Here is a 20,226-nt window from a genome sequence, read left to right as displayed (position 1 = left end):
AAATTTTTTCATTTAATCGTACTCTCTCCATGTCTTTCCACATTTCGTGCATCGGAAAAATCTGACTTCGCTTTCATCTGCTGCTCTAAGCTGTCTGAGCCACCAAAATGCTTCATTGTGCCCGCATGCGGGACAGATTGCCCTTGTGGTTGGCAGCGTTTTAAGATTCTCCCCCTCTATGATTGGAACCTCCTCCTTGTTCCTTTCAACCTTAATCACCATCTCCTCCTCGTTTTCAGCCTTCTTCTCGAAACCACACTTTCTGCAGACGACCTTTTCACCCTGATATATCATAATGCTTTTACATTTCGGACAGAATTCCACGCAGCATCCCCTCCGCATCTTTTATCATTTTTCCATGATCAAAAGCCAGCCTGGGGAGGTTATCGAGACTGAAGAGCTCAACTTCCTTCGCATCACTACCGGCCCTAAGCTCACCTCCCTCCGGGACTACAATAAAGCAGACAGAAACGAAATGTCCTCTGGGATCCCTCATCGGATCTGAGTACACACCTACCAGTGAATGTATTTTACCCTCCAGTCCGGTCTCCTCCTCAACTTCCCTGAGTACTGCGTCCTCCACCCTCTCCCCATACTCGACTATACCCCCTGGCAGAGCATAGTATCCCTTAAACGGATCGTTCATCCTTTTTATAAGCACGATCTTCCCACCATAAGGAATGATGGCGTCTACAGTTAATGTGATGCACTTCATGGATTGAAGAGTTTGGCTCCCGTCATATATTTTTTAGCCTTCTCAAAACTCCAGCCCACATCACCAATTTTCGCAAGAGTGTGAGCATCGCTTCCAACAGAATACAGGATTTTTCTACCCCTGCAGAGTTCGAGAAAGTGATCGGGAGGCGACTTATGAGAAGAATTTACCTCGATAGCGATCCCAAGCTGCTCGGCGACATCAAGAACTTTCTCGTCAAGCTCTGCCATTCTACCATCAAATCCAAACAGCTTTGAAAATGGATGTCCGATCACATCCACCTCTTCATATCTCTCCATACATCCTAACAACCTTCTGTAATAATCTTCTCCATAAACAGGCTCATGAACTGATGCTATAACAAAATCGAAGTCAAAATCGGGAAGTGAAATTTCTCCGATCGCATTTATTCCACACTCTATTCCGCTGTAGATCTTCAATCCATAGAGGGATGAGGCATTATCAATATCGATCTGCCTCAGCTTTGCCTTGGATTCCGTCAGCCCGAAGTGCAGCTCGATGGAATGGTCAACAATTGCAATGGCCTTAAGCCTCATTTCCCTTGCTTTTCTGGCTATCTCCTCGACTCCCGCCGTTCCATCAGAGTACGAAGAGTGGACATGAAGGTCAATCACAAGTACCGGTTGTGAATGAGACAAAAAACTATTTCGAGTTGAGCTTCATAAACTCAATCACGGGTTCGATAACCATCCTGGAAAACTCGATTAGAGCCGAGCTTTCACTCACTATTGCAATCTGCGTTCCGTTAAGAAATATCGACATCGTCCTCTGGTTGTCAAATATGAACAGACCGTGACAGAACTTCTTGAACCCCTTCGCAACCTCTTCTTTTTTCCTGAATTCGTATGTTTCTGCGTTTTTGATTTTACTTGCGTTGGATGAGATCAATATGAGTCTGCATTTTGCATTCTTAAGAATTTCCGCAACACTTTCAGGGATATATGACAGCACTCCCACAATTTCCTCCCTCGCACTGTTAACAAGCTCCTTAAATTTTTCCAGTACAACCTCTCCTCTGTATACCCTTATAACATCAATCTCTTCAGTTTCAAGCTTGGGCAACTCTTTCTGAAGGATATTTATGTTCTCATTAACTCTCCTCGAGAGAATGGAGATTATCTCCCCTGCACTTAATGCTTTAAACTTTCTGGGCTTGCCAAATGACTCCACAAGCCCCTTTGAAACAAGCGAGTCCATTACATCATATACTGAAGTTCTCGGTATCCTGCTCATCTCGGAAACTTCCTTCGCTGTCAGAGTGCCTTTTGAGATCAGTGCAATCAGAGCCCTGGCCTCATATTCGCTTAAACCAAAACTTTTCAGCACCTCTATCAGAGCCATCGATATAAGTTATCGTAAGGTATAAATAATCGTTTCGTCATTGCTACTACGACAGGTGATTGAGATGAGGAGGGTATTGCTTGTCCTGACGATACTGATTCTGCTTTCCGGAGTTGCGTCAGCACTTGATTACGAAAAAAAACCCGAAATAAAGGTTTCTTATTACGGGTCAAAATACGGCAGCAACTATTTCCAGAGGGGAGCTGAGAACCTCCTTACAGTTGTGATCTTCAACGATGCAAAAAACGAAAAAATTGAATATGCAAACAGTGGTGAAGCAAAGTTCTTCTCCGGACGGGAGAACATGCTTTTTACAGCCTACGATGTTGATATTGCACTGGAGGGGTGTGAGGGGATAACGGTCAAAACACCTGAACAGAATCTGCCAGCTCTCCCGCCCATGCAACCACAAACACTGAACTTCGTGATCGAAATTGGTGATGCTGTCAGTCCGGGAGACTACAAACTCAATCTGAAGGTTGAGTATTACATAATCGATCGTCTTGACTCACTTGTACCGTTCCCCATTACAACTGTCCCGGAGCAGGAAAATATAGAGCTCAACAGCGGAACGCCGACCGGCAACGGAACCATAGTTTACGTCTACCAGTACCAGACACAGTACTACGAGCTGACGTATACCAGAAAGACTGATACAATCCCCTTAACGATCCATGTTGAGCAAAAGCCCGTTACTCTTCAGGTTGTGGAGGTGAAATCATATAACCTCTACGGAGAAAGCAAGGGCAAGATTACTGTAACAGTGAAAAACGTTGGAGATAAGACCGCCAGGAGCGCCTATCTTGTTCTCGACACCCCTTCCGGCATTGAGGCAAGTGGGTTGAGTTTTGCAGCAAGTGCGGAACCTCAGGGTGCGGCAGGGGTGATTGGGATGCAAAATCTGCCAGTCATGCCGGAAGCAGGTGGCATGGGGCTGACAGGAATGCCCGGTATGGCTACATTACCCGGTGGGACGGCATCAGCAAAAGGAGGGCTTGCCACCTACTATATCGGAGACCTCAAACCCGGCGAAACTGCCGAGGCAACGTTCTATCTAAAGATTAACATGAAAGAGGGGGGAGTGTATCCGCTCCACATAAAGGCTGTATATCTCGATGACTACGGAAAGCTGACGGAGAGTGACAGCACAACCTTTGGCATAAAGGTTAAGGATGCTCCCGAAATCAAGGTTAAAAACGTCGAAAGCAGAGTCTACGTAAACGCCAGAGGAGATGTGACCGTAATCCTCACCAGCAACACGGACCTTAAGGACGTGAGTGTAAAAATTACCGCCCAGCCACCGCTTTCTGTTCTAAGCTCGGAATATTACGTTGGGGATGTGAAGGCAGGAGAGGACTTTACTGCTGTGTTCAAACTCAAAGCTTCCAGTGAAGCCAATCCCGTCACATACCCGGCGGACATCACTGTTGTTTTCAAGTCCATGGACGAGTACATAGAGCTTGACCCGATAAGAATAGGGGTTAAGGTAAATCCAAAAATGGAATTCAAGGTAATCGGGAAACCCAGGATAGCTGCGGGAGAAAGCAAGATAATCACATTTACTGTCAGGAATGCGGGGCAGTTTGAGGTCAAGGATGCAACAGCCAGACTGACCATTGTCGATCCTTTCTCCTCATCGGATGACACGGCTTATCTCGGAAATCTGAAGCCCGGAGAATCCGCCAATGCCAGTTTCAAAATCTCTGTAGACAGCGATGCAACGCCAAAGGTTTACGCCCTCAACCTCGAAGTTAAATACAAAGATCCGGAGGGTGAATGGGCTTTCAGCGAACCAACAAAGGCAATAATCGAAGTCACCCCTGCCAGACCGCCTTACGTGCTTTACGGAATTGTCGTGCTGATAGTGGTTGTATCGGTGATCGTATATCTGAGGAAAAGGTAAATGTTCGCCGAAACACTTGACAAAATAGCCAGATTCGTTGCCAGAAGACCGGGATTCGTGGTATCAGTTATTTCCATAATCATCATACTCTCCGCCATCTCGGCCCAAAATGTCACCCTGACCTCTGGCACGGAATCAATGTTCAGCAAGGATAATGTCATCTACAAACAGTACCAGCTCTACCAGAAGGATTTCGGAGTTGGAGCGGATCAGCTTTTTGTACTAATCAAAGGAGATGAAGTTGTAACTCTCGAAACATACCGATACCTGCTCGATCTACAGCACAGAATCGAGAAAATAGATGGAGTTAGCAGTGTCGTGTCTCCAGCTTCAATAGTTTCTGAAATTTACGGCTATCTGCCTTCGGATGAGTCCGTGATAAGTGAGCTGACAGATCGTTATGCCTCCGATCTGGTTCCAAAACCAACTCTTGCAATGATGATTATACAGCTTGGTACTGCTGACAAAAACAAGCAGGAAGAGGTTGCAGTTGAGGTTGAAAAGGCAATAGACTTCAGCAATCCACCAACAGGACTTACACTGGAGCTTACCGGGAGACCCGCTCTTAACTACCAGATTGAGAAGGAGATCGGAAGGAGTTTTGGCATAACAATGGTGATCTCGATAGTCCTGATGATCGCCATATTGTTCGTCACCTTCAGCGGAGCGGTGAGGAAAAAATACACAGCCTTTATGCCCCTGTTAATCTCGGTACTTTCGGTGCAGATTGTTTACGGAATAATGCCTCTGCTTGGCATTCCACTCTCCGAGCATACCAACGGAGCTTTGCCAATGCTCATAGGCCTCGCAATCGAGTATGGGGCACAGTTGCAGAACAGATACGAGGAGGAGAGAAAAGAAGGGAGAAACGTTGACGATTCCATCGTAATTTCTGTAACCAGAACCGGGCTGGCAATTATCATGGCCCTTGTTACAACTGTTATCGGCTTCATGTCAATGCTGGCTCCCGGTATCCCATCAATGGCGCAGTTCGGGATAATTGCATCCCTCGGACTCATCTTCGCCTATCTGCTCACCCTGACTTTCCTTCCTGCCGTGTTGAAGCTTATAGATCACTGGAACTCACGTGGAAAGGTCGAGATAAGAGAAAGTCCTGAAAGGGTCGGGCTTCTTGAACGCTCACTCTCTGCGATCTCAACACTGACTGCATCCCGCCCGACGGGGATTCTTATCGCCGCCTTCCTGATAGTCCTATTCGGTGCGTACTCCGCTCCCCAAATCGGACTCGAAACCAACTATAACAAGTATGTGCCACAGGATCTGCCGGCAATTCAGAGATTCAACGAGATTGAAAGAATAGTGGGTGGGCAGTCAACGTATACAATCGTTTTCGTGACCGATGAAATAAACGCCGATACTCTGAACAGAATAGACAAGTTGTCCAGATACATCGTCTCGAAGGAAGAGCTTGTTTACGATTACAGCTCGATTACCAAGCTCATTTCAGATGTCAGAAAAGCCTATGGATTGAGTGGGCTGCCTGAAAGCGATGCAGAGCTTACGCACATCCTCAACTCTCTTCCTGAATCGGAAGTAAGCCGGTACATAAGCGGAAACCTTGTGGCTGTTCACTTTTATTCCAATGCAGACACTCAGGAGGAGTACATTTCTCTCTATAACGCCCTTAAAAAGGATGTCGAGTATTTTGGATGGCACGGTGGATTCTACGTGACCGGGGGGCCGGTGATCTACGGAGAAATGGGCAGGTTGATGACTTCCGGACAGACGACTATGACAGCCACTGCCTATATCCTGATAATTCTGCTACTGCTTTTCGTTTACAGGTCTTTAAGAAAGGCAATAGTTCCGCTGATAGCCATTACCTCGGTGATAGGCGTGCTGAACACAGTTATGTTCATCACCGGGACGAAGCAGACCATGATGTCAATCGCTCTGAACTCCATCACGCTCGGTCTCGGCATAGATTTCTCGATCCATGTCCTCGAAAGATACTTTGAGGAGAGGGAGAAGTTTTCACCGGTAGATGCGGTAAGGAGGACAATAGAGAGGACAGGAAAGGCTATAACAACCTCCGCTTTAACCATGGCTGGAGGTTTTGGCTCACTGATGTTCTCATCATTCCCCATCATCCAGAATTTTGGTTTCATCGCACTTATCGCAATACTGTTCAGTCTGTTTGCTGCCCTAACCGTCGTTCCGGCTTTTCTTATGCTCACTGAAGGACTGGATGCAAGACTCTCCTCCATCCTAAACAACCACAGGTCGAGAACATGATACTCACATGAGAATGAGGAAAATTTAATAAATAACTAAAGGCATATTTTTCGGTAATGTTGAAAAAAATTTACTCCGCCACAGGTCACGGTGCATGTATTATCAAAGACGGAAAAATAGCTGACGTCTACCTGCTAAGTGACGAAGAGGTAGAACTGATGGAGAAGTTTTGCAATATTACCTCCATTCTCCCCGAAAAGTTCAGGATGGGAGTATTCACATACGACGATACCAAAGTCGTGATTTTGAGAAACGGATCTGAGTTTATCTGCTTCCCAACAAAAAAGGAAAACATTATGGAGATAATCAGAGATGTAGAGGTGAACATCTATGATAAAATCTTATCTCCTGAAAATCGGTGATGAATTCAGAAAACATGGAGAGGGTGCGGATAAATTCAGAGAAATTCTCAGTGAGCTTGATAAACTGGGTATCAGGAATGCCGTAATTCTGCTAAACAGCAATGCCCTGTACTTTGAGAAAAACAATGTTGCAGCTATTGTTGAGGTGAGCAGAGGAAATCTCGGAGCAGCCAAGATTTTTATAAAAAAGATAGCCAGAGAATCAAAGAAGATCAATCTCAGCACAATTGAAGACGCATTCAAGTTTGCAGAAGAACTTGAAAAAGCTGACCTTAACGGTATTGCAAAGTTTTTAAGGTGATATGATGTACGAGATACTCGCCACAGTGGTTGGTGGAGTTCTGGGGTTTGGTATTACGTGGAAGTTCATATCCGCAGCTCTAAGAGAAGAGAAAGAAAAAGAAGAGGAGGTCAGAAGGGCAAAAATTTCTTCAATTTCCACGACAATTGAAAAACAGGTGTCAGAAACACAGGTGTTGACTCCGCCTTCGGATTTGAGCGAGTTCGTAGACTATTTGAGCGATAAATACATTCTGGGCGAGATTACAATTCTCACCCCTGATGGGCTGCCGATAGTTTCCAACAGCTCAACGGCTGAGGAGGATGCGGCAATTGCACCTGAACTACTGAAGGTTGCCAGAGGACTGCTCAACTCAAACAAAATTGTGCTGGCGGGAGAAGACAGAAGAATCTTTGTTGCCCAGGCAAATCCAGATGTCATCCTTCACGCCAAAATTGCCAGAGACATCTCAAGGAAAGAGATGGACAGAATAGTTAACGAAATAAATATGGTTATGGAGGGATTGGTGTGAATCCGGCAATATTCATCCTGCTCAGTTTAGCAGCAATGCAGGCCACCCTGCAGGCAAATCCGGGTGATGTTGTAAATCTTAACATTACCGAGCCTGCAATGCTGAATGTGAGTGACGCATGCATGTACTTCGTGGAGAACCTGAACAGCACACTCATGGCAACACCAGGAGTTCACGAGCTGAAAATCGGAATAAACTGCACGGAGGGAATAAAGAAAGTTTACGCTGACGGAAAAGAGCTGGTGGAAATAGAAGTTTCAGGGTTATCCTGCAGTAACATAACAGGCTACGCTGCTGCTATAGAAAGGGAAAACATGGCCCTCGAGAAAAAAGTTGAAAATCTGAATTTAAAAACAAATGCCCTCCAGAAGGAAATCAAAGAGTTGAAATCCAAGCTTGGAGATGCCGAGATTAACATGAGAATGCTTGAGCTGGAGAATGGAGTTCTTAAAAACGAGCTGAAAAAAATCAAGCTAAACCTGAACAAAACCAGTCAAGAACTGGAGAAAAAAAAGGATGAACTGGCTCAGCAGGAGGAGAGAATCATGGAACTCAACAGACAGAGCAGCATTTACAGAATAGCAACCTTCTTCCTGGTCTCCCTATTCGCCGGTTCCTATGTTGCCCTGATATACCTCTCCAGAAAGGAGTGATTTTCAAAAATTTTTATGGCGAAAATCTTTCGCCCGAATTTGTCGTGAAGTTTTTGCCGAATGAAGCGTGCATGACAAACCTATAGCTGATATCAGGCCTCCCGTCCCTGAAGGCATCCCCGTGAGTAACGCTGACAATCTCCCCAACAAAGAGCGTGTGATCACCCACATCCACCTCCTTAACAACCCTGCATTCGATGTTCGCCTGACACTCTCTGATAGACGGCACCTTCACGCTTTTCGATTCTACCAGCGTCAATCCAAGCTTCTCCATCTTATCACTCTTCCCACCGCTCATGGTGCCTGCGATCCACACTTCCCTGAGCAACTCGATTGTCGGAACGGCAACAACAAACTCCCCGCACTCCTTGATTAGTCCGTGGGTGTACCTTGTATGGCCAATGGCAACCCCAAGCATAGGAGGTGTGAACGAGAGAGGTACAACCCAGTCCGCTGTCATCACGTTGGGCCTCTCAACTCCCGAAACTATCAGATAGGTTCTTAACGGATACAGATACTCCAGCATATACCATCACCTCAGTTTTCAGAGCTTTTTTCCTTCAAAAGGGAAATAAAATCTTTCGGAGTGCTGACAGAGTAAAGCTCCTCTTTAAGCACAAAAACAACCGAATCAACCTTTTTCTTGCAGTCTTTATCGGTGATATACGCAGCCTTTGTCTCAAGAGCCTCTGAAATTCTTCCAAGGAGTCTCGCTCTTTTTTCTATTTCCCTCACCTGTCTGACCCCTGTTAGAATCTGTTCCTGATCCAACTTTTCAACCCTTGACACGGCATCGAAAGGAGCCTGCCTGACCGGGTAAACTGATAGTCCGATTACCCTGAGCTGATCGAGAATTTCTCCCTCCCGACCCTCAAATTCGGCCTCACATTCCTCCTCAAAATTTACCTTGGTAAAATTCAGAAGATCTATCTGCTTTATTGCAAATGTACCAAGAACCTCCTCAATTTTAGCTGCTATTGACAGAGAGGTATCAGTTCCCTCCTCATATTTCTTGATAGTTCTCCTCGAAACACCGAGAAGTTTTGCCATCTCTCCAATACTTATTCCAAGCTTCTCTCTCGCCTCCCTTATTTTCTCACTGTCCAGCTTTACATAATAACCTCCTGGGGCAGAGAATATGTACGGCGGAATGCCCTCAAGAATGAAATCGTAAAATGTTGCAAGGTTGATGACAGGCAAGCTATAACGGGTGTACACAACCCCCCTTTCAAGAAAATCAAATTTGAACCTTTCTCCCACAACCAGGGGGCTTGCCTCGAGAATCTTTGCCAGCTTCTTCATTTCATCGGCAGCCTCGGGCTTGAGGGAATCGACATTGTACAGAACCTTGATAATCAAAACTGTGTTGTCTTTCCTCGCCACAACGTCAAAGCAGCGAGGCTTAGTCTCAGCTAAGTCAGCAACATTAAAATCAGCCTTTATCAGTATCTTGACCACCGACTCTATCAGTGCAGCATGCATTTTTATTAGTGTAGTTGTATTACTATATAAGGCTTATGTCTTTAGGAATTTTTCATGCCAGATTCTTTTCACCGCCTCACTTACGATTTTCAAACATTCTTCAGCGTTCTCTCTGGCCCTCATCACGATTTCTCTGTAATCTACAACCTCATTTTTAATCCCGTGAGCATAGTTGTCCATCGTACAGATTACCGCATAGCTCATCCCCAGCTCTCTAGCCACAGTCGCCTCACTCCCTGCAGTCATTCCGACGCAGTCTGCAAAGTTCTTTATCATTGCAATCTCTGCACGGGTCTCGAGTCTCGGCCCTTTTGTCTGGAAATACACCCCTTTCTCTATTACAGGAAAGCTCGAAATATCTTTTGCCGTATCCAGCAAAACCCCTCTGAGATATTCGTCAAATCCTGGTGTTACATGCACAAGTGAGTCGTTAAAAACGGTTATTCCGCTGAAAAAATCTATATAGTCGTCCGGAATTATCAGAGAGGGCAATTCGTACTCTTCCCTCAGACATCCCACAGAGCCCATACCTATCGTGTACCTCACACCAAGAGTTTTCAGAGCAAAGAAATTTGCTGCGTGGTTGATTCTGTGTGGAGGTTTATCTTTCCTCTTTCCGTGCCTCTGTATGATAGCAACATCGATTCCGTCAATCCTGCCGATATCTACTTCAGCACGGCCATAGGGGGTTTCAATCTGTACCTCCTTTACATCGGACAGTACCTCAATTTCAAGAATGTGGGTACCACCGACGATCCCTATCATTTCAGTATCCTCCAGTAAATTCTCCCCTCTTCAACTCTCCTCTCAACGAGTCCCCTCAGTTCAAGTACCCTCAATACTTCCTCAAATCTGCCAGGAATAGCAGTTTCAAGACTGAACGGATTCAATCCTCTCTCTGAAAGCAGTCTCTTGAGTTTCGGCTGGCTGACCTCCACTTCCATTTCAAGAATTTCCAGAATGAGTCTGGAGATATCATCAACAAAATTCCACGGGAATATAATCCAGGCGTAGTCAGTCATGTAGTCCCCGAGGTAGTCGGGTATGAACTCTGATCGCTCGAGCATGAGGAGCGATGCGGTCTTAACCTCCTCCGCCTCAACCAGCTCAAGTGCCCTCCTCATGGTTCTGCCGGTGTTTATGAAATCGTCAACCACCAGAACCCTTTTCCCAGCAATACGATCACCTTTATCGATATCGAGGCAGAAAAACTCGTCCACATCAAGATAATCACACAAAAGATTTCCAGCAAAAACTCCGCCTCTCGCCAGAGCAACTACCGAGTCAGGACAAAATCCATCCTCAAAGATATCAAAAGCGATTCTTCTGCAGAGTTTGTCAGCGTAATTCCAGCTTAGAACCAGATAACTCATCTTACTCACCATAGAATCTCAGTCTGACGACCTCTCCTCCGGGACGATAGACCGCAACGTTTCCGGGCATGGGATTGAGATTTACTTTTTTCTGAAATTCAGTCTGAGCCTGCCAGGTAGATGAGTTGACCATGAAAACCCCCCTGTAAAACCCGGTACCGTATGTATGGATATGTCCCGAGTGCAGAATGTCAGGTATTTCCTCTATAACCAGATAGTCCTCCCTCTCGGGAGCCATTGGACTTCGTCCTCCATACATCGGGCTGAGGTGTCTTCTTTTCAGGAGTTCCTCCATGATCTTCTGCGGTTCATCATAGCTCAGCCTGGGTATTTTGGCAACAATGTCGTCGAAGCTTCTCCCGTGATATACCAGAACTTTAACGCCTTCGATCTCGATAAAAGCCGGATTGCCAACATGATACACGTTGCCCGAAAAAAGATCCCGTATCTCCTTTGGCAGTGAAGGCTGGGGTTCCGCCTGTCTCACAGCATCGTGATTGCCAGGGGCGAGGATTATCTTTATTCTCCTCGGAATTCTATCTATGTGCTCTGCTGCACTTTCGTATTGCCCATAGATATCCATTATTTCGAGATCGTTCTCCTGACCCGGATATACTCCTATACCATCCACAACGTCTCCTGCGATTACGATATACTTCACACTTTCAGCCAGTTCTTCACCTTTTCTATCCCCCAGTTCGCCGTTCAGCCATCTGATAAAAAGGTCCCACTCTCTTTCCAGAAACTCCTTACTTCCAAAGTGCGTGTCCGAAAGAAAGATAATTGTAAAATCCCTTTTCTTCCCGCCGTTTCCATTTACGGGCACGTCAGGGAAAATTATTCTATCTGCAATGATGGTTTTTCCCCTCAGCTTACCCGTCACACCGATGACCTCATCACCCAAAAGTTCTGAAGCAATTTCAGCATTTTTCCCCGTCGCAAGGCAGTTTATGCTGCCCGTAGAGTCTTCAAGCTGGATAATGTACTTCTCTCCTCTCTCCCAGACATTGGTGACCATTCCCACCACGTTCACCGTTTCTATCCTCCTCTTTCCAACATGGGCGATTGGTGTCGGGTAGATTCTGCTCTTTAAAATTCTGGACAGTTTCTCGAGTCTTGAGTTGAAGTACACAACAAAATCATCAATCTTGCCCTCACACACAGAGTTACCAGTTACGTCCATCAGTATCCTCAAACTCTCTCTATCCTCTCTTTTTTCTTTTAATCCCGAATCTACAGCAGTCTGTTTGATATCTTTCTTGGATGAGCTGAATTTTCTTATAGCAGCCCTGACGTCTTCCTCGCAAATAATAAACTTGCCTCTCGCAATTTTACATATCTCGGATACAAGTTCATCATTAAAACTGCCAAAACTGCAAACAAGCTCTGCCGCTCTTGGGTCTATGTTGTATCCCTTCACCAGAAATTTTTTCGCCACCGTGGCCACATCGATATTTTTAATTACCATCCCCTCTCCTCCTTTAAGCATGAGTAATGAATCGAAGTCTGTTCAGTTCATAAAAGATGTGGTCTCAACATTAATTATCGTTGCGGTCATAATCGGTGGTGGAATTGCCCTAACAGGCACATGGCCCTTTATGGTTGCGGTTGAGTCTGGCAGCATGGAGCCACACATGTATAAAGGTGATGTGATTATTTTAGTTGGAGTGGATAGAAACGGTGGAGTGGTTACATGGGAAGAAGGTGTGAAAACAGGTTACATGAGCTTCGGTAATTATGGTGACGTTATCGTCTACAAACCCAACGGTTACGGCAAGCCAATCATACACCGTGCAATTGCGTACGTGCATAAGGGAGAGCACATTCCTGCTCTAGTTAATGGAAAACTCGTTTACACAAATCAGATTGCAGAAAACGACGGGTATATCACTCAGGGTGATAACGTAAGAACCAATCAGCTTCCTGATCAGGCAGTTCCAGGTGCTTTTTCACCCATCGGAGAAAAAATAAAGCCCGTAAAGAAGGAATGGATCATAGGTGTCGCAAAGTTCAGAATCCCCTACATTGGCTATCTGAGACTCCTCATCCCGATCTAACCAATATCGGCCTTAACCGTTACAAACATGGGTCCTCTGACATCAATTTTACCTCTCCTGGAGATAACATATCTCCTGAGATTTTCGTGAATGTACATGTTAACATCCGAGAGATTTTCAACCACCCTGACCCGCACGACAACATCATCCCTGCCAAACATTGCTGCTTCCTCTATTCTCTCCGCTGCAAGATATGCAAAGGAGTCTATATATCTCACTCCCGTGCTCACACCCTCGTCAAAGTAGCTTTTCCACTTTTTGGTTCTAGGAATTCCGTATATATCCCCGTGATGTACGACTATTTCATTTGCATAGGCCGGACCACAGAGTTTCGTGTTCTCTTCCTCCTCAACAACGTAAACTTTTACCTCCCTGTCAAATAGCTCCCCCTCAAAAGCGAGAAAGCTGCACGGGCTCGGTGCTGATGCATTCTTTTCGGCTGTCTCGACTATTTTTTGTGCTATTTTCAACCCAACCTGCGTTTGCGGTACTGCCCTTATCTTTATCCCCCTTGCTATATCCAGATCGCTGATTTTGACTTCGCCAAAGATGTACGGATACACCATTTTTCTGACATCATCATAGCCATGCAGAATCATCGCCAGCCTTTCGACCCCCAGTCCCAAATTCATCACCGGATACTCTATGTCGTACTCAGCCAGAGCTGTTGGAGAGTAAATTCCGAAAGTTGCGATTTCAATCCAGCCATCGCTGTACTTGGTGTGAGAGCCAACCAGCATCGGATGAAAGGCAAAAACCTCGGTCTGTGTATCCGGTATGTAATACTTGCTTCTCTTTTCATCCTTCCTGAATTTGAACTTTTCAAAACCAAACTGTCTGAGTAGTGCCTCTGCAACTGCCTTTCCATCATCAACTCCAACCTCTTCGTCCAAAACAACACAGCTCGCAGAAAAGTAGCTGTACAGTCTCGTTGCGTCCTCACCTTGTTCCTTTCTGAAACATCTGTCAATGCTGAAGAGTTTGATTGGCAGGGGGAGCTTATCTGCAATGTGACTGAGAGTTATGAACCATCCTGTGGTCATGTGGCTCCGGAGAGTTAGGGTGCCCGCCTGAGGTTTCAGATCCTTGAACTCGGGGAAAACCTCGTCAAGAACCCTGACGGCTGTTATGTCATCGACATCCAGGACATCAGCAACCAGATAGCTCAGATCATCCCCATCTATCTCCCCCTTTTTGTATCTATGAAAAACTTCCTGAAGTTTTTTGCTGTCAAATTCTTTTCCAGTAATGTTCACAATCTTTCGAATTTTGTCTGCCGACATTCCAACATTTGGTTTTGGCAGGGATGCCAGGTAGAAACATCTATCCAGCACTGCCAGAGCCTCTCTGCCAAACTGCTTTCTCACATGTACATCCTCCACTATAAGCGGGTTTATGACCTCGGTAAATCCAATGGAGATATACGCCCTTCTCAGCTTCTCGATTGTGCTAAAGACCGGATGTTCTCTCCCGAATTCATAACCGATTCTGGGGTAGACGTCATTCGGATTTCTGATGCCCAGCACTTCACCACCCATTCGCCATGCTTCCTCAAAGTCTTTCCTGGAGAGTTCTCTGTATTTCTGGGGGTCAAATTTCATAATGGCTGAAAGAACAAAAGACTATTTATCTTTGTTGTTTACCACTACCCGTGCTGAGAAGGGATAAAAAGAGAGAGAACAGAATGGCAAGAGAGAGAGTTGTTTTCCTTATCGAGAGAGCGCAGGAGTGGAAAAATAAGGATTACGAACTCTCAAGAAGATACATAGAGCTTGCAAGAAAAATTGCAATGAAATACAGGGTGAGAATACCAAAAGAGTTGAAAATGGCTTACTGCAAAAAATGTCTCTATCCATACAGGGCCGAAAAATTTAGGGTGAGGGTGAGGAAGAGCAGGGTGATAATCAAATGCCTGAACTGCGGCTACGAGAGACGGGTTCCGATAAGACCTAAAAAGCCTTAGGTAACCTTATCGAAAAAATCGCTCCACATGGCTTATTGTCGTAAAGAGAGATCGCACCTCCATATCTTTCAACGAGCATTTTAACTATGTAAAGCCCAAAACCGTATCCCGATGACGTCGAAAAACCCTCCTCGAAAACCCTGCCTTTCAGCTCATCTGGAATTCCCTTTCCATTGTCCTTTACCAGTATCTCAACAACCTCTCCATAATCAAGAACTTCAAATTCTATTTTCGTGGCATTCCCGTGGACAATTGCATTTTGAACAAGATTCTCAAATACAGTATACAGACCTTCGTCAGCCATAACTCTGGCATTGCCTTTCATATCCCACTCCACATTGTAGTTCCTCATAACATCCTCCACAACAGAGCCAATGTCAATTGCCTTTGGTTCATAACTGAGAAACGATCTCTCAAGCACCCTCAACCTGTCTATCAGTCTGGAAGTGTCCAGTGCGATGTCACGAGACCTCTCAAAGTACTTTACATCCATGCTCTCCATACCCACCTCCAGAAACCCTACAATGGAGGTTAGCCTGTTCTTTATTTCATGTCTTAACATCCTGTTCATGAACTTCAGAGTGTCGGTAAGGAGAGCAATTCTTTTGAACGACAGCTCAATTCTGTCCAGCATCTGGTTTATCTGCTTCCCCAGCTCAGATATCTCATCACTACCGCTTACAGACAGCCTATCTTCAAAATTACCCCCAACTCTGCTCACAAATTTTTGAATTTCTAGGATTCTTCTGAGGTCTCTGTAGAGTACGACCCCCACTGCAATACCAAAGAGAACTGTCGACAGCATTATAAATGCAATGAGTCCCGTAACATACGTGTAGAAAACTTCATGCCAGAATGGATGAATCTTGAAAACGAAGTTTCCAGCAACCCCACCTTTGAAATCCCTTATCGGTACATAAACCACCAGGTTATCACCGCTGTACTGGTAGGTTACATTTCCAAACCTGGCATCAACAATGCTCACAGGAAAGCCGGATATCTGCGAGATTTTCTCCGGGTACAGATACCTTCCGAATATCAGATATCCCCTTGCCTCCCCGCTTTCATTGCTGGGCAGTATACTTTTTACCGAAACCAGCAGAATTCTGTCAAGCTTAACCACTCCCGTGAACTCTCCATCCACCTGCCTCACAAAATCAAGAAACCTGCTCGAAAAATTCATCGGGGTATCGTTTTTCCAGTCGTATGCTCCGGCGTAAACAATACCTCCGCTTTTGTTTACGAAAACGATGTAGTTCATCTGGATGTCGGCAAAGGTCTCGTTTACCAGGTTGGATCGGATGTACTCCTCATTGGGATCAGCGATAAACCGGTAGGTATCATCCCAGTAAGCCCAATCGCTGCAGAGCCTATCAATTTCTTCGAGCTCCCTGTAGAGGGCATCCTCCACAATCGTGGAATGTTCCAAAACTTCCTCCATCCCAACAGCTTCAAAGGCCTTGGATGTGGCAAAGTAGGCATACACTGAAATGACCAGGATTATTGCAAGAAATACTGACGCCAGCACAAGCAAATATTTCCGCTTTATTGACGTCATTTGGACTCCAGCACCTCAAAATAATTAATAAAATTTTCTTTCCACTCTGAAACTTATTTTTTGAACGCTCTATCAAAATAAGGGCTTTTTCCTGTCGCTGAAATCGGAATGCCCATCACAACATCGGCATCCACCATACCGAGTTTCTTCGCTGCTATCCCGATTCTGTACATTATCCTCGTATCAACACCGATCACAGCGGAAAGTTTAACTGCCGAGCCAAGGGCAATTCCAAGATCGATCATTCTAAAGGCGCAATTAGGCCCGATGAAATTCTCCCCTCCCCGCTGAGCCTTCTTAAATTCGGCACAACTCTCGAAGCCGCATGCTCCGCAGTTCACCCCAACAGTTTTCTCACCCTTCGCCCCTAAAAGTAACACAGCCTGTGATTTTCTCAGACTCTCGGCATCTCTTAAAAAGTCCCTGTCACCACCGGATGCCAGTTCTTCCATCTTTAACGCCAGTTTCTCCAGTTCATTACCATCAGCATAAACGATTTCGATTACGTCCTCACCTTTGGACTTCGGAGCCGTTCTCGCACTTTCTGCCATTAGAAATGCCGCTAATCTGATACCCTCCTTTTTAAAATCCTCCTCATTCAGAATCATGAGTTCTAACAGAGAATTTTAAAATAAAAATTTTTGCTCGGCTCTGAAAGTTTATTAATCGGCAAATGAAATAAAAGTCTGCTGGCTGGAACAAATCTTACAGGACACCAATTGAAAGAATCTGACAAAATGCATTTTTTATGAATGTTTCAAAAATAATTTTCGTAGAAAACGAAAAATTTTAAAAATAAAGAAGGATAGTTCACGATAGATGGTAAAAATTTCGGATTTCGGAGAGGACAGATTCTGGCTGAAAAACCCGAAGACACGTATCCCGGGATTGTTAGGAGTGGAGGATAAGTAGGAGGTGATTTCGTGGAGGAAGTATATATTGCGGAATATGCAAGAACTGCATTTTCCAGAAGCAGACCGAAAAAGCCCGAGAGAGATGTCTTTCACCAGAATAGGGGAGACGAATTGATGGCGGTGGTTCTCGAAAAGCTACCCGAAATGGCAGGAATTGAAAAAAAGGAAGTCGAAAGAATCCTGGTCGGTTGCGCCTTTCCCGTATGGGAGAACTGGGCATATGGAGGAAAGGGCCCGGCACTGCTTGCGAAATATCCTGTAGAAACTTCCACGACCCATATGGACATGCAGTGCGCCTCATCACTCATAACAACTGCCTATGCCTACCTCGAAATAGCGACGGGCAATGTTGATGTGGCAATAGCGGGTGGATACGAGCACATGACAAGGGTTCCCATGGGCACGGACAACCCGCATATCAGCCCCAATCTGAAACTTGCAGGAGAGGAATACAGAGAATATGACATGGCCACAGGTTTTGTGATGGGTTTAACTGCTGAAAGACTGTTTGAGGAGGCCGGATATCTCACCAAGGAAGATCTCGATAGATGGAGTCTGAGAAGCCATCAGATGGCTGCAAAAGCACTCAAAGAGGGATACTTTAAAGGCGAGATCATTCCCGTTGAAGCAAGGCAGGCAGATGGTTCGACTATCGTTGTTGACTCAGACCAGTCGATAAGGCCAGATACAACCCTCGAGCAAATAGCCTCTCTTCCACCGGCATTCAAGCCAGGAGGTGTAATTACAGCCGGCAATTCCTCGCCCTTAAATGCGGGAGCTACCGGACTGCTTCTGGCTTCTAAAAAGAAAATCGCGGAGTTGGGCCTTGACCCTCTCGCAAAAATTGTTTCCTATGGCACTGCAGGAGTTCCACCATACGTGATGGGTAAGGGTCCGGTACCTGCAAGCAAAAAGGCACTGCAGAAGGCTGATTTGAAAGTTACGGACATAGATTTCTGGGAAATAAACGAGGCTTTTGCCGTGGTTACTCTCTATGCCATACACGAACTGGGGATAGAACCGGAAAGAGTTAACGTAAAGGGTGGTGCAATTGCTATAGGGCATCCGCTCGCTGCAAGTGGAGCACGGCTCATCGGGACTCTCGCCAGAATTTTGCAGGAAGAGGGTGGAGACTATGGCGTTGCAACGGCCTGCGTTGGAGGCGGGCAGGGTGCGGCAGTGGTGATAGAGAGAGTCTAGCAGGAGAGATAATTTTAAAATCTAAGTGATGAGGTAAGAAAATGCGAACTTCGGAAGAATACAAGGAAGATTTGTATAAAATGAAGCCGAATGTGTACGTTAGAGGAAAGAAAGTCGGTAGAAACTCGCCAGAACTTGGAGGAGGCATATACACTCTTTCCCATACCTTCGACCTCGTCGATCATCCGAATTTTAAGGACCTTCTGACTGCCAGATCTCACATCAGCGGTAAGAAAATTAACAGATTTACCCACGTAAATCAAACTGCAGAAGACCTGATGAAAAAGCAGGAGATGACCAGAAAAATCTGCAGACTTGTTGGGGGATGTATACAGCGCTGTATGGGATGTGATGCAATCAACGGCCTGTCGATCGCAACCTATGCTGCCGATATTGCTCACGGTACCGATTACCACAAAAGATTTCTGGAATACCTGAAGGAATTTCAGGAAAGGGATCTTGTCGCTGCATGCGCTCAGACCGATGTTAAGGGCGACAGAAGCAGGAGACCTCACCAGCAGGATGATCCGGACATGTACGTACGGGTTGTTGAAAAGAGAAGTGATGGAATAGTGGTCAGAGGAGCGAAGAACTGCATAACGATGGCTGCTGTTGCGGACGAAATAATAGTGGTTCCAACAAGAGCGATGACGGAAAACGATAGAGATTACAGTGTTGCATTCGCAATTCCTGCAGATACTGAAGGAGTTAAAATTATTGCCAGAACAACAAGACTTAGGGCCCCAGAAGAACTTAAAATGCCCCAGAGCGGGGTGGGTGATGACGAAAATATGATTATATTCGACGATGTCTTCGTTCCGTGGGACAGGGTTTTTCTGTGCGGTGAGAACAGAGAGGCCACACTCGCAGCACATCTTTTCGCTCTCTTCCATCGTCACAGCTACACCGGATGCAAACCAGCAACAACAGACGTCATAACAGGATTCGGAGCCCTAATTGCAGACTATAATGGGGTTTACGAAAAGCACAACGTAAGAGAGAAGCTTGTCGAACTGGCAGCAACTGCAGAGCTCGTTTACGCTGCCGGAATAGCCTCGGCAATTCACGGAACAAAAACGCCTGCCGGAACTTACATGCCCAATGAGGTGTATGCGAATATAGGCAGAAGGCATGCAGGCCTTAACTTCTACAAGGAGCTTGAGATTCTTGCCGAACTTGCTGGTGGACTGCCTGCAGCACTGCCTTTCGCTGAAGACTTTTTGAGTCCCGAAACAGGACCACTGATAAGAAAGTACATCAAGAGAAGAAGCGACATTCCTGCGGAGGATGTGTATCGCTGTCTTTACGGAATTTCCAACATTCTCTGTTCATCTTTTGGAGGAGTGTATGCAGTCGCAGGCGTGCACGGAGGAGGTTCACCGGTGATGGAGGACATTGCGATATGGAGAAGCTATGATTTTGAGAAGAAAAAAGATATCGCAAAATATCTCGTGGGGATCTCAAGAGATCTTCCAGGAGACTAACCTATTTTTTACATCAATGGATGCTTCCTCACCGTACCCAGCCTTGAGGGTATCTTGCCGAGCAGTGATCTGCCAATGACCTCAAGCTCGATCTCCCTCGTACCCTCGTAGATCTCAAGAATTCTTGCATCC

At 45.6% G+C, this 20,226-nt stretch carries 22 protein-coding genes; 10 read left to right on the top strand and 12 right to left on the bottom strand.

What is annotated here, in order from left to right; all coding sequences use genetic code 11:
• Positions 1-12 precede the first annotated feature (12 nt).
• Genes JFQ59_RS00115 through JFQ59_RS00100 form a run of 4 tightly spaced genes read right to left on the bottom strand, consistent with a single transcriptional unit; the run spans position 13 to position 2,077 of the window.
• On the bottom strand, positions 13-324 hold the full coding sequence (locus JFQ59_RS00115) for a transcription factor S (protein WP_202318362.1): 312 nt from the start codon (positions 322-324) through the stop codon (positions 13-15).
• Complete coding sequence (locus JFQ59_RS00110; protein WP_202318361.1) at positions 302-715, bottom strand: NUDIX domain-containing protein; 414 nt, start codon at positions 713-715, stop codon at positions 302-304. The genes JFQ59_RS00115 and JFQ59_RS00110 overlap by 23 nt, the downstream gene beginning before the upstream one ends.
• Positions 712-1,350 (bottom strand): PHP domain-containing protein, encoded by a 639-nt coding sequence (locus JFQ59_RS00105; RefSeq protein ID WP_202318360.1) that lies wholly within the window; start codon positions 1,348-1,350, stop codon positions 712-714. Before JFQ59_RS00105 ends, JFQ59_RS00110 begins: the two co-directional genes overlap by 4 nt.
• A gap of 28 nt (positions 1,351-1,378) precedes the next feature.
• Positions 1,379-2,077: a TrmB family transcriptional regulator gene (locus tag JFQ59_RS00100; RefSeq protein ID WP_202318359.1), complete on the bottom strand. Its 699-nt coding sequence runs from the start codon at positions 2,075-2,077 to the stop codon at positions 1,379-1,381.
• A 64-nt stretch (positions 2,078-2,141) separates the two neighbouring features.
• Here JFQ59_RS00100 and JFQ59_RS00095 point away from each other — a divergent pair, with 64 nt between their 5' ends.
• The 6 genes from JFQ59_RS00095 to JFQ59_RS00070 are packed head-to-tail and all read left to right on the top strand — an operon-like array spanning position 2,142 to position 8,063.
• Positions 2,142-3,980 (top strand): COG1361 S-layer family protein, encoded by a 1,839-nt coding sequence (locus JFQ59_RS00095; RefSeq protein ID WP_230972162.1) that lies wholly within the window; start codon positions 2,142-2,144, stop codon positions 3,978-3,980.
• Complete coding sequence (locus JFQ59_RS00090) at positions 3,981-6,236, top strand: hydrophobe/amphiphile efflux-3 (HAE3) family transporter (protein ID WP_202318358.1); 2,256 nt, start codon at positions 3,981-3,983, stop codon at positions 6,234-6,236.
• 56 nt (positions 6,237-6,292) lie between these two features.
• Entirely contained in the window at positions 6,293-6,598 is a 306-nt protein-coding gene (locus tag JFQ59_RS00085; protein WP_202318357.1) for a hypothetical protein, read from the top strand.
• Positions 6,567-6,899 (top strand): hypothetical protein, encoded by a 333-nt coding sequence (locus JFQ59_RS00080; RefSeq protein ID WP_202318356.1) that lies wholly within the window; start codon positions 6,567-6,569, stop codon positions 6,897-6,899. Before JFQ59_RS00085 ends, JFQ59_RS00080 begins: the two co-directional genes overlap by 32 nt.
• A gap of 1 nt (position 6,900) precedes the next feature.
• Complete coding sequence (locus JFQ59_RS00075; protein ID WP_202318355.1) at positions 6,901-7,410, top strand: hypothetical protein; 510 nt, start codon at positions 6,901-6,903, stop codon at positions 7,408-7,410.
• On the top strand, positions 7,407-8,063 hold the full coding sequence (locus JFQ59_RS00070) for a coiled-coil domain-containing protein (protein ID WP_202318354.1): 657 nt from the start codon (positions 7,407-7,409) through the stop codon (positions 8,061-8,063). Before JFQ59_RS00075 ends, JFQ59_RS00070 begins: the two co-directional genes overlap by 4 nt.
• A gap of 13 nt (positions 8,064-8,076) precedes the next feature.
• On the opposite strand, the gene JFQ59_RS00065 is transcribed toward JFQ59_RS00070, so the two are convergent.
• The 5 genes from JFQ59_RS00065 to JFQ59_RS00045 are packed head-to-tail and all read right to left on the bottom strand — an operon-like array spanning position 8,077 to position 12,386.
• Positions 8,077-8,589: a flavin reductase family protein gene (locus JFQ59_RS00065; RefSeq protein ID WP_202318353.1), complete on the bottom strand. Its 513-nt coding sequence runs from the start codon at positions 8,587-8,589 to the stop codon at positions 8,077-8,079.
• An 11-nt stretch (positions 8,590-8,600) separates the two neighbouring features.
• Positions 8,601-9,545, bottom strand: a complete 945-nt coding sequence (locus JFQ59_RS00060; protein ID WP_202318352.1) for a transcriptional regulator — start codon at positions 9,543-9,545, stop codon at positions 8,601-8,603.
• Positions 9,546-9,578: 33 nt separating this feature from the next.
• Positions 9,579-10,310, bottom strand: a complete 732-nt coding sequence (locus JFQ59_RS00055) for a phosphorylase family protein (RefSeq protein WP_202318351.1) — start codon at positions 10,308-10,310, stop codon at positions 9,579-9,581.
• Positions 10,307-10,918, bottom strand: coding sequence for a phosphoribosyltransferase (locus tag JFQ59_RS00050; RefSeq protein WP_202318350.1), 612 nt, complete (start codon positions 10,916-10,918; stop codon positions 10,307-10,309). The genes JFQ59_RS00055 and JFQ59_RS00050 overlap by 4 nt, the downstream gene beginning before the upstream one ends.
• 1 nt (position 10,919) lies before the next feature.
• Complete coding sequence (locus JFQ59_RS00045; protein ID WP_202318349.1) at positions 10,920-12,386, bottom strand: DNA-directed DNA polymerase II small subunit; 1,467 nt, start codon at positions 12,384-12,386, stop codon at positions 10,920-10,922.
• 19 nt (positions 12,387-12,405) lie between these two features.
• On the opposite strand from JFQ59_RS00045, the gene JFQ59_RS00040 reads away from it, so the two are divergent.
• Positions 12,406-12,975, top strand: a complete 570-nt coding sequence (locus tag JFQ59_RS00040; RefSeq protein WP_202318348.1) for a S26 family signal peptidase — start codon at positions 12,406-12,408, stop codon at positions 12,973-12,975.
• On the opposite strand, the gene sepS is transcribed toward JFQ59_RS00040, so the two are convergent.
• Positions 12,972-14,576, bottom strand: coding sequence for an O-phosphoserine--tRNA ligase (gene sepS, locus JFQ59_RS00035; protein WP_202318347.1), 1,605 nt, complete (start codon positions 14,574-14,576; stop codon positions 12,972-12,974). The genes JFQ59_RS00040 and sepS overlap by 4 nt on opposite strands.
• A 50-nt stretch (positions 14,577-14,626) precedes the next feature.
• Between sepS and JFQ59_RS00030 the strand changes: the two genes are divergently transcribed.
• Entirely contained in the window at positions 14,627-14,938 is a 312-nt protein-coding gene (locus JFQ59_RS00030) for a ribonuclease P protein component 4 (protein ID WP_202318346.1), read from the top strand.
• Here the strand turns inward: JFQ59_RS00030 and JFQ59_RS00025 are convergent.
• The gene (locus JFQ59_RS00025; RefSeq protein ID WP_202318345.1) at positions 14,925-16,496 is read right to left on the bottom strand and encodes a sensor histidine kinase; all 1,572 of its coding nucleotides are present in this window, start codon (positions 16,494-16,496) and stop codon (positions 14,925-14,927) included. The genes JFQ59_RS00030 and JFQ59_RS00025 overlap by 14 nt on opposite strands.
• Positions 16,497-16,549: 53 nt before the next feature.
• Positions 16,550-17,104 carry a ferredoxin domain-containing protein gene (locus tag JFQ59_RS00020; RefSeq protein WP_202318344.1) on the bottom strand — a complete coding sequence of 185 codons (555 nt, stop codon included), beginning with the start codon at positions 17,102-17,104 and terminating at the stop codon, positions 16,550-16,552.
• Between the two features lie 315 nt (positions 17,105-17,419).
• On the opposite strand from JFQ59_RS00020, the gene JFQ59_RS00015 reads away from it, so the two are divergent.
• Both JFQ59_RS00015 and JFQ59_RS00010 read left to right on the top strand, forming a co-directional pair.
• Complete coding sequence (locus tag JFQ59_RS00015) at positions 17,420-18,610, top strand: acetyl-CoA C-acetyltransferase (RefSeq protein ID WP_202318343.1); 1,191 nt, start codon at positions 17,420-17,422, stop codon at positions 18,608-18,610.
• Between the two features lie 41 nt (positions 18,611-18,651).
• Complete coding sequence (locus JFQ59_RS00010) at positions 18,652-20,094, top strand: 4-hydroxyphenylacetate 3-hydroxylase family protein (RefSeq protein ID WP_202318342.1); 1,443 nt, start codon at positions 18,652-18,654, stop codon at positions 20,092-20,094.
• The last annotated feature ends 132 nt before the right edge of the window (positions 20,095-20,226 follow it).

Source organism: Archaeoglobus neptunius (assembly GCF_016757965.1).
GTDB lineage: Archaea > Halobacteriota > Archaeoglobi > Archaeoglobales > Archaeoglobaceae > Archaeoglobus > Archaeoglobus neptunius.
Note: the sequence above shows the minus strand (reverse complement) of the source record. Positions and strands in the feature narration are given on the sequence as shown.